Origin of the sequence: Granulicatella sp. zg-ZJ (assembly GCF_010892355.1) — a bacterium.
Lineage (GTDB): Bacteria > Bacillota > Bacilli > Lactobacillales > Aerococcaceae > WM01.
The window spans coordinates 99,109-108,765 of the sequence record NZ_WNJY01000004.1 but is presented as its reverse complement, the minus strand read 5'-3'; the positions used below and the strand labels follow the sequence as shown (position 1 = coordinate 108,765).

The following is a 9,657-nucleotide window of genomic DNA, read 5'->3' as shown; positions in this document are numbered from 1 at the left end:
AATCCTTTAAAACATATCTGACACACGCACAAATCCTTGATAGATTATTAGACTATAGTCCTGTTTTAAAACAAGCATATGAGTTTGTACAAGAGTTGAGATATGCTTATAGACAGCGAGATTTTGAGTCATTTATGGAGGTTATTCATCATATTGACCCGTCATTACCAGAGTGGTTTAGAAAGAAATTTGATATTTTTAAAACCTATCAGAATGGTATTTATCAAGCTTTTACCACACCTTATTCAAACGGTATCACAGAAGCTATCAACAATCATATTAAAGTTATCAAACGCATTGCCTATGGCTATAGACGTTTTTCCTATTTTAGATTACGTATTTTAATCATACAACACCATTCTCAGTGGCAGAAAAAGAATGTGAAAAAGGTAGTGAATGGTTAATGCCATTCACTACCAACATACTCACTATTTCTCTCCACCAACACAATTTGACGAAGAGCCTAAAAATGTTGATGTCAAGTCTTTTTATTATACAAATTTTTCAACAATCATTGCATCGCCAAAACTAAAGAAACGATATTTTTTAGAAATGGCATGTTGATAAGCATTTAACACATTTTCTCGTCCTGCAAATGCTGATACAAGCATAACTAAAGTAGATTTTGGTAAATGAAAATTCGTAATAAAACCGTCGACAATTTTAAACGTATACCCAGGGGAAATAAATATATCTGTCCACCCACTTGATGCTATCATCGTACCTTGGTTCGCTGTGGCAATAGTTTCTAGTGTACGAATAGACGTTGTTCCAACAGCTATGACACGATTTCCTCTTTTTTTCGCTGCATTGATTTTATTAGCTGTTTCTTGATTTAACTGATAAAATTCTGAATGCATTTTATGCTCACTTAAATTTTCAACAGAAACCGGTCTAAATGTGCCTAATCCGACATGCAATGTCAAATAAGCAATGTCTACACCCTTTGCTTCAATTTGTTCTAATAATTCTGGTGTGAAATGCAAACCTGCTGTTGGGGCAGCCGCAGAACCAACTTCTTTTGCATAAACGGTTTGATAGCGTTCTTTATCATCCAAATGCTCTTTAATATATGGTGGTAAAGGCATTTCCCCTAAAGAATCTAAGACTTCTAAAAAGACACCTTGATACATAAATTCAACAATGCGTCCTCCGTGCTCTTGTTCTTCGATAACTTTTGCTTTTAAGCGTCCATCTCCAAATGAAATAACTGTTCCTACTTTAACACGCTTAGCAGGTTTCACAAGAGTTTCCCATTTATCTCCCTCTATATTCGTCAATAATAACAATTCAACATGAGCACCCGTATCTTCTTTTTCTCCATGCAATCTTGCGGGTAAAACACGTGTATCATTTAAAACTAATACATCTCCCTCATGCAGATGATTGACAACATTGATAAATGTTTCATCTTGATACGCACCACTTGTGGCATTTAAGGCAAGTAATCTTGATTTACTCCGTTCTTTTAAAGGTGTCTGTGCAATCAGCTCCTCCGGCAAATCAAAATCAAAGTCTTTTGTCGTTAACATTTTACTCTCCTATTCATCTTTTTTATACGCAATACCTAAATGCTTATAGGCATATTCAGTCACAACCCTACCTCTTGGGGTTCTTTGTAAAAAGCCCATTTGAAGTAAGTACGGTTCATACATATCTTCTATTGTATCGGTATCTTCACTAATGTTTGCGGCGATTGTACTTAGTCCGACTGGGCCACCATTGTAAAGTTGTATCATCGTTTCTAATAAATTTCTATCCACATGATCTAAACCTTTTTCATCAACACGTAATAAGGATAATGCTTTATCCGATAATTCCTTTGTTATCACACCTTGTCCAAAAACTTGTGTGTAATCTCGAACACGTTTTAATAAACGATTGGCAATACGCGGTGTCCCACGTGAACGTAACCCAATTTCATACGCTCCTGCCTCATCAATCTCCATATCAAAAATAGATGCCGAACGTTTGACAATTTCAGAAAGAGCTTCTACATCATAATATTCCATGTGAGAAACGATACCAAATCTATCTCTTAATGGTGCTGATAAAGAACCTGCTTTTGTTGTTGCACCAACGAGTGTGAACGGTGGCAATGGAAAATGAATGGGCTGTGCCGTAGCTCCTTGACCAGAAATAATATCAATATAAAAATCTTCCATAGCAGAATATAACATTTCTTCCACTTGTCGTGGCAAACGATGAATTTCATCAATAAACAAAATATCACCCGGATTTAAATCACTTAATAAAGCAACTAAATCACCCGGTCTTTCGATTGCCGGACCACTCGTTGTACGAATGCCTACACCGATTTCATTCGCAATGACCATTGCCATTGTTGTTTTTCCTAATCCTGGAGGACCATATAATAAAACGTGGTCTAATGCTTCTTGACGTTCTTTTGCAGCTTTTATATAAATTGCTAGCTCATGCTTTACACGGTCTTGCCCAATATACTGTGCTAATGTTTTTGGACGTAAAGACATCTCTGCTTGTTCTTCTTGTTCTGTTCTAACATGACTAGACATAAAACGTTCTTCATCAAATGACATAGCAATCTCCTTTTCATTTTTACTCTACACTAAAGTATCATTTTTTGGACTTGTAGTAAAGTATTGTTGTCTAAAATAATATAGATAACAAATCTATATGCTGACTTTTTTGCAATTCATGATTTAACGAGTATTTCTTTGAATTTATCTTTTTTCATCGTCATTATCAAATGATAAACCGTAAATCAGTAAACTATTGATATTATTCTATTTTAAATACATTTTTTCCTTGATACACACTATTGAAACAAATGTTTCATTATAAAACACAATTTTTTTAATGAATTGTTGTTTTTGACTTTAAAAAAAAACATATTCATTGTAAAATAGAAAGGTACGATACTGAAAGGATGAACGATATGGCAAAAAGAAACTTAACCCCACAAGATATTTATGATCAAGCATTTAAAACAAGCATGAGAGGATACAACACTGTTGAAGTAGATGAATTTTTAGATTTAATCATGCAAGATTACGACATGTTTGAAACAGAACTAGCAAAATTAAAACAAGAAAATATTCGCTTAATCAACAAAATTGGCGAATTATCAGAAAAAAATGGTGGTTCTGATGCAAAACCTCAAACATCAAGTGCCGGCACAACAAACTACGATATTTTAAGACGTATATCAAACTTAGAAAAACACGTTTTTGGTTCAAAATTGGACAATGTTCAATAAGATGTCTTTGTAGACTTCGGATTATTGCGGTTTAGTATCTAAGCTGAGGAAAGTCCATGCTCGCACAAGCTGAAATGCTTGTAGTGTTCGTGCTTAGCGAAACAATAAGCTAAGGCAACTATTAGTTGACGGCAGAAAAAATGGCTAAGGCTTAGGCTATGTCAAAGTATTCTTGAAAGTGCCACAGTGACGAAGCAATACTGGAAACAGATTGGTGGAACGCGGTAAACCCCTCGAGCGAGCAACCCAAACGTATGGTAGGGGCACTCTTTATAGGAATAACAACGAAAAAAGAGGTGTATCAATGATACACAGACAGATAATAATCGCTATTTACTCTGCTCCTGACAGATAAATAGTACAGAACATGGCTTATAGAAGTTTACAATTCAGGTTATATAAACATTACGCACAGTGCTAAATCTTTTTAGCACTGTATTATTATGGAGATAATATGTCATGAAAACATTCAAATTGATGGCGACGTGTGCGGCTGGTATTGAAGCACTCGTTGGTAAAGAATTAAAAGATATGGGATACACTTGCCAAGTTGAAAATGGTAAAGTGCTATTTGAAGGAACAGCTTATGATATTGCCAAAACAAATCTATGGCTACGTACGGCTGACCGTATTAAAATTATTTTTGGAACATTTAAAGCACGTACATTTGATGAATTATTTGAAAAAACAAAAGCACTTCCTTGGGAAGATATGTTACCTTTAGACGCTAATTTTCCTGTTTCTGGAAAATCTGTTAAATCAACACTTCATCATGTACCTAGCTGTCAATCTATTACAAAAAAAGCGATTGTTACAAGACTTTCTAACTACTATCATCGCAAAACAAAACTAGCCGAAACAGGTGCTGTCTACCCTATTGAAGTATCTGTTTTAAAAGATGTCGTCACATTAACATTAGACACAACCGGATCTAGTTTATTTAAACGTGGGTATCGTACTGAAAAAGGTGGTGCCCCTTTAAAAGAAAACATGGCAGCTGCACTAATCCAATTAACAACATGGTTCCCTGACAGACCTTTATACGACCCAACATGTGGATCAGGTACTATTCCGATTGAAGCAGCCCTAATAGGATTGAATATTGCTCCTGGATTAAATCGTCATTTTGCGTGTGAAACATGGGATATTTTTGATAATGATATTTTTGAACAAGTTCGACAAGATGCCAAAAATCAAATCAAAAAAGATGTTGTACTTGATATTACGGGTACTGATATTGATGGTTCAATGATTGAAATTGCCAAGCGAAATGCTGAAAAAGCAGGTGTGTCAGAGCATATTCAGTTTAAACAAATGCAATTATCAGATTTCAAAACAAAAAAAGAGTTTGGTATTTTAATTTCAAATCCTCCTTATGGTGATAGATTGTTAGATGAAGATAAAGTACATCACTTGTATCAACAAATGGGACAAACGTATGCACACATACCAACTTGGAGTAAGTATATTTTAACAAGTGATTTAGCTTTCGAAACTTACTATGGTCAACAAGCAACGAAAAAACGTAAATTATATAATGGAGCTATTCGTACAGACTATTTTCAATTTTGGGGTTTAAGACCAAAAAAAAATACGGAACAATAATTTAAAAGGCTTAAAATCCGAGGATTTTAAGCCTTTTCGATTTTCACAGCCGTGCCACAGCACGACACAAACACTTTTCCACACGCTAATAATTGATAATGGACACGAATACCAATAATACCATTCGCATCAAGATCACTAGCTTTCATACACATTTCCAAATACGCGGCTTCTCGAATATCTGATAATTCTGTTTCGTCCATTGCCACATCGACTAAGCCTTCAACAAATCCCATCATTTCTCCAAATACAACATCACAATACTTTTGAATGGTATATCCTACTACGTGTTCGGTTGTCGTCAGCAACATCATATATACGCCCCCTTTTCTTTTTATTTTGTATCTAACACATATCCTCTTTCTGTTACATAACCCTCAATAGACCATATTCCTATTTTCTTTTTCTTAGCCGCTTCTTGCTTTGTTTTCAATAATGATAAATATTTTTCTTGTCCTTTATAAAAAGCAACTCGTGCTAAACCCTCTTCAACAAGAATTTCTTCTAATAATTTCCCGTCGACAAAGACATACGCTAACGCTCTGTCGTACTTATCTTCTTTTTTGCCTGTTTCTTCATATTCCAAAGAAATAATTTTGGCTTTTTTTAACAATTCTTTTGTTCGTTCACTCGCCTCTTTCCCAAAAGGATAAATCGGTGTATCTGGCTTTACACTTTCAGGCGTATCGACTAATAATACACGCACTTTTGTTTCTTTTCCATCAATATTGAAAATAACAGTATCTCCGTCTACCACTCGTTTTAAGGTTACTTGTTCTTGGTTTTGTATTGGTGTGCTTGTTTGTACTTGGCAACCAACACAAAAAAATGCGAGCATGATAAACCATAATTGTTTTAATTTCATGATTATATTCTCCTTTGTTTACAATAAAGACACTCTTATTATAAACTACTCTTCTTATTTTGAACATCATTATCAATGACTTTATTCACTGTCTAAATTACGCTATAATAAACATAAAAAGAAAAGGAGATAACGTATGCACCAAAAAGAAAAAGAATTTCGTGATTATTTAAAGGAAATTGCCCTATTAAATGAAGTATTATCATTACTTGGCTGGGATACATCCACTGGTATGCCAAAAGAAGCAACATCATTTCGGTCAGAGGTTAAAGGTTATATATCGGGTAAAGCCTTTGAAATGAGTATATCAGAAAAACTAGTGTCATTCTTAAGTTATTTTGAAGAACATACAGATGAATTATCTAAAGACGGTTTGTTACTCTTTGAAAAAGTCAAAGAAAATTATGAATTGAACAACAAGATTCCTGTTGAACAATACACAGAATATGCAAAACTCATCACAAAAGCAGAAGATGCTTGGCATCAAGGACGTCTTGCCAAAGATTTTAAACGCTTTGAACCTGTATTGGAACAATGTATCTCTATGATTCGTTCATTTATTCCACTATGGCAAAAAGATGAAAAAACACCTTATGACGTTTTATTAAATAAACACGAGCCAGGTATGACAACTGAAAAATTAGACATTTTATTTTCAGAATTAAGAAATGGTTTAATTGATATTCGTAAAACATTAGAAGAAAAAGGAACACCACCTAGAACAGACTTTTTAACACGTCATGTACCAAAATACCAACAAGATAAATTTGTTCGAGAAATTGCTCGTAAAATTGGATATAATTTCAACAAAGGACGTTTAGATGATACAACGCACCCATTTATGCAAGAATTAAACAGAAATGATGTTCGCATCACAACACGTTGGAACGAACATGATTTTAAAATGGCTGTATTTGGTGTTATCCACGAAGCTGGACATGGCATTTATGAACAAAATATTGATGCTAAATTCGACTATACACCACTAACTAATGGAACGAGTACAGGAATACACGAATCACAATCTCTCTTTTATGAAATGATGATTGGTAGCGACAAAGATTTTTGGAGAGAAAACTATTCTCTATTCCAAAGCATTACAGAGGGAACTTTTGATGATATTGACTTTGATACTTTCTATAAAGGACTACATCATTCACAATCTTCCTTTATTCGCATTGAAGCCGATACATTAACTTATCCTCTACACATTATTATTCGCTATGAAATCGAAAAAATGTTGTTTAATGACAATCTTCCTGTGAGTGAATTGCCACGTGTATGGAATGAAAAATACGAAGAGTATCTAGGTATTATACCAAAAGATGATTTAGAAGGTGTCTTACAGGACGTGCATTGGAGCGGTGGACTATTCGGTTACTTCCCATCCTATGCTTTAGGATACATGTACGCTGCACAATTACGTCATGCAATGGAAAAAGATTTATGTATGAAAGACGTCTTTAAACAAGATGTTTATTTACCAATTCGAGAATGGTTAACGCATCACATTCATCAATACGGTTCATCTAAAAAACCAAATGAATTGATTTTAAATGCAACTGGTGAACCACTATCATCAAAATATTTATTGGATAGACAACGTGAGATTTATTTTGATGTATATGACATTTAAATAAGATTTTATATTAGAAATCCAGTTAACCGTATTTATCTTATTTTATCAATTTATTAACCCCCCGCTAAGCACATAAGGTGCTTAACGGGGGGTTATATATCTTACATATATTTTTCTAAAATTTCTTCTAAGTGTCCTTTTTGATGTAAACCAACAAGTTGGTCAACAATCACACCGTCTTTTTTGATGAGAAGTGTTGGAATACTCATAATACGTAATTCTTTTGCTGTTTCTGGATTTTCGTCAATATCCATTTTCGCAAATGTTACTTTATCGCCCATTTCTTCATCTAAAGCATCAATAATTGGTGCTTGCATACGACAAGGACCACACCATGTTGCCCAAAAATCAACTAAAACAAGACCTTTTTCTGTTTCTTTTTCAAATGTTGCATCTGTTAATGATAAAACCATTTTTTTCACTCTTTCTTTTCTTATTTTTTATTAGCATACCATAATCAAAATAGTTGGTAAATAAAAATGCTTACGTCAAAAATAAAAAAAATCATGTTGACAAATACGTTTATCAACATGATTCTCACAATATTATTTTTCTAAAATAGATAGCGATAATTCCTGTAATTGAGCTGTACTTACTTCACTTGGTGCCTCTGTCATCGGATCAATTGCTTTACCATTTTTAGGGAAAGCAATCACTTCACGAATATTATTCTCTTTTGCCAATAACATAACCAATCTGTCTAAGCCAAGTGCCAATCCACCATGAGGAGGAAATCCTGAATCTAAAGCTCCCAATAAGAAACCAAATTGTTGTTCTGCCTCTTCTTTTGTAAATCCTAATACATCAAACATTTTTTCTTGCATTTCTCGTGTATAAATACGCAATGAGCCACCGCCAATTTCGTATCCATTCAAAACAATATCATACGCCTCTGCCATCACATCTGTAGGATTTGTTGTCAATTTATCCATATCACTTGCTTTTGGTCTTGTAAATGGATGATGCATCGCCACATAACGTTGATTATCTTCATCGTATTCCAATAAAGGCCAATCCACAATCCACAAGAAATGAAACGCTGATGTATCAATCAAATCATGGTCACGTCCTAATTTCAAACGTAATTCACTTAATGATTGTGCCACCACACTCGGTTTATCAGCACAGAAGAATAAAATGTCACCGTCTTCTCCATTCACAACAGATAATAATTCCTCTTTTACATCATTGATAAATTTCGCAATACCACCTGTAAATTCACCATTTTCAACTTTTGTCCATGCCAAGCCTTTTGCTCCATATCTTGCAACAAACTCACCCAATTTATCAACGTCTTTACGTGAATAGGCACTTGCTTGACCTTTTAAGTTCAATGCTTTTACTTGTCCTCCATTTGCTAGGGCATTTTGGAAAACACCAAACTCAACTTTTTGAGCAACTGAAGCAATATCAATCAATTCTAATGCAAAGCGTGTATCCGGTTTGTCATTTCCGTATCTGTTCATTGCCTCTGCATACGACATACGTGGAAATGGTGTTGTTACCTCAATATTCAATGTATCTTTCATCACTTTTTGCAACATATTTTCAACAGTTTGTTGAATCTCCTCTGCTGATAAAAAGCTTGTTTCTAAGTCGACTTGTGTAAACTCTGGTTGTCTATCTCCCCTTAAATCTTCATCACGGAAACAACGTGCAATTTGATAATATTTATCTAATCCTGCACCCATCAATAGCTGTTTAAACAACTGAGGAGATTGCGGTAACGCATAAAATGAACCGCTATTCACACGAGATGGTACAAGATAATCTCTTGCTCCTTCTGGTGTTGATTTTGTTAAATACGGTGTTTCAACATCAATAAAGCCTGCATTATCCAATGACTCACGAATAGATTTTGTCACTTGATGACGTAAACGTAAATTATGCAACATACTTGTACGACGTAAATCTAAATAACGATATTGCATACGTAATTCATCTGATGTGTTATAACCGTCCTCTACTGGAATAGCTGGTGTTGTTGCTGTTGATAAAATTGTTAGAGCATGTGCATGTATATCAATTTTACCGGTATTCATTTTATCGTTGATTTGTTGTTCTTCACGTAAAACAACTTCTCCTGTAATTTCCACAACATATTCTGAACGTAATTTTTCTGCAAGTTTAAATATCTCTGGTTGTGTTTCAGCATTAAACACAACTTGTACAATCCCCTCTCTATCACGTAAATGGATAAATAATAGACCACCAAAATCTCTACGTCTAGCAACCCAACCTTGTACGGTTACTGTTTGGTTGACGTACTTTTCTGTTATCATGCCACAATAATTTGTTCTCATATACCTC

Annotated in this window: 10 protein-coding genes and 1 other RNA gene; 5 read left to right on the top strand and 6 right to left on the bottom strand. The window is 34.4% G+C overall.

The genetic code is table 11. The features are described 5' to 3' along the window. The coding region (locus GMA11_RS02400; protein ID WP_163545618.1) for a transposase at positions 1-404 on the top strand (404 nt) is incomplete at its 5' end. An 87-nt stretch (positions 405-491) separates the two neighbouring features. On the opposite strand, the gene queA is transcribed toward GMA11_RS02400, so the two are convergent. Both queA and ruvB read right to left on the bottom strand, forming a co-directional pair. Beyond that, on the bottom strand, positions 492-1,532 hold the full coding sequence (gene queA, locus GMA11_RS02395; RefSeq protein WP_163545617.1) for a tRNA preQ1(34) S-adenosylmethionine ribosyltransferase-isomerase QueA: 1,041 nt from the start codon (positions 1,530-1,532) through the stop codon (positions 492-494). 9 nt (positions 1,533-1,541) lie between these two features. Then, entirely contained in the window at positions 1,542-2,558 is a 1,017-nt protein-coding gene (gene ruvB / locus GMA11_RS02390) for a Holliday junction branch migration DNA helicase RuvB (protein WP_163545616.1), read from the bottom strand. Positions 2,559-2,917: 359 nt separating this feature from the next. Between ruvB and gpsB the strand changes: the two genes are divergently transcribed. From gpsB to GMA11_RS02375, 3 genes are all read left to right on the top strand, one after another. Beyond that, positions 2,918-3,238: a cell division regulator GpsB gene (gene gpsB, locus GMA11_RS02385; protein ID WP_163545615.1), complete on the top strand. Its 321-nt coding sequence runs from the start codon at positions 2,918-2,920 to the stop codon at positions 3,236-3,238. Between the two features lie 12 nt (positions 3,239-3,250). Further along, positions 3,251-3,618, top strand: an RNA gene (gene rnpB, locus GMA11_RS02380) — RNase P RNA component class B. Between the two features lie 79 nt (positions 3,619-3,697). Further along, positions 3,698-4,843 carry a class I SAM-dependent RNA methyltransferase gene (locus GMA11_RS02375; RefSeq protein WP_163545614.1) on the top strand — a complete coding sequence of 382 codons (1,146 nt, stop codon included), beginning with the start codon at positions 3,698-3,700 and terminating at the stop codon, positions 4,841-4,843. Positions 4,844-4,869: 26 nt separating this feature from the next. Here the strand turns inward: GMA11_RS02375 and GMA11_RS02370 are convergent, their stop codons facing one another. Together GMA11_RS02370 and GMA11_RS02365 are read right to left on the bottom strand one after the other, a co-directional pair. Further along, the gene (locus tag GMA11_RS02370; RefSeq protein WP_163545613.1) at positions 4,870-5,157 is read right to left on the bottom strand and encodes a YbjQ family protein; all 288 of its coding nucleotides are present in this window, start codon (positions 5,155-5,157) and stop codon (positions 4,870-4,872) included. A 20-nt stretch (positions 5,158-5,177) separates the two neighbouring features. Continuing rightward, the gene (locus GMA11_RS02365) at positions 5,178-5,708 is read right to left on the bottom strand and encodes a thermonuclease family protein (protein ID WP_163545612.1); all 531 of its coding nucleotides are present in this window, start codon (positions 5,706-5,708) and stop codon (positions 5,178-5,180) included. A 136-nt stretch (positions 5,709-5,844) separates the two neighbouring features. Here GMA11_RS02365 and GMA11_RS02360 point away from each other — a divergent pair, with 136 nt between their 5' ends. Continuing rightward, positions 5,845-7,344: a carboxypeptidase M32 gene (locus GMA11_RS02360; protein WP_163545611.1), complete on the top strand. Its 1,500-nt coding sequence runs from the start codon at positions 5,845-5,847 to the stop codon at positions 7,342-7,344. 104 nt (positions 7,345-7,448) lie between these two features. Here GMA11_RS02360 and trxA read toward each other — a convergent pair whose 3' ends face one another. Together trxA and aspS are read right to left on the bottom strand one after the other, a co-directional pair. Further along, complete coding sequence (trxA, locus tag GMA11_RS02355; protein WP_163545610.1) at positions 7,449-7,760, bottom strand: thioredoxin; 312 nt, start codon at positions 7,758-7,760, stop codon at positions 7,449-7,451. A gap of 132 nt (positions 7,761-7,892) precedes the next feature. Continuing rightward, positions 7,893-9,650 carry an aspartate--tRNA ligase gene (gene aspS / locus GMA11_RS02350; protein ID WP_163545609.1) on the bottom strand — a complete coding sequence of 586 codons (1,758 nt, stop codon included), beginning with the start codon at positions 9,648-9,650 and terminating at the stop codon, positions 7,893-7,895. Positions 9,651-9,657: the final 7 nt, after the last annotated feature.

Coding starts and splice junctions, on each gene's coding strand:
- GMA11_RS02360 (WP_163545611.1), top strand. CDS start 5,845: ATGCACCAAAAAGAAAAAGAATTTCGTGATTATTTAAAGGAAATTGCC.
- GMA11_RS02365 (WP_163545612.1), bottom strand. CDS start 5,708: ATGAAATTAAAACAATTATGGTTTATCATGCTCGCATTTTTTTGTGTT.
- queA (WP_163545617.1), bottom strand. CDS start 1,532: ATGTTAACGACAAAAGACTTTGATTTTGATTTGCCGGAGGAGCTGATT.
- trxA (WP_163545610.1), bottom strand. CDS start 7,760: ATGGTTTTATCATTAACAGATGCAACATTTGAAAAAGAAACAGAAAAA.
- GMA11_RS02375 (WP_163545614.1), top strand. CDS start 3,698: ATGAAAACATTCAAATTGATGGCGACGTGTGCGGCTGGTATTGAAGCA.
- GMA11_RS02370 (WP_163545613.1), bottom strand. CDS start 5,157: ATGATGTTGCTGACGACAACCGAACACGTAGTAGGATATACCATTCAA.
- ruvB (WP_163545616.1), bottom strand. CDS start 2,558: ATGTCATTTGATGAAGAACGTTTTATGTCTAGTCATGTTAGAACAGAA.
- gpsB (WP_163545615.1), top strand. CDS start 2,918: ATGGCAAAAAGAAACTTAACCCCACAAGATATTTATGATCAAGCATTT.
- aspS (WP_163545609.1), bottom strand. CDS start 9,650: ATGAGAACAAATTATTGTGGCATGATAACAGAAAAGTACGTCAACCAA.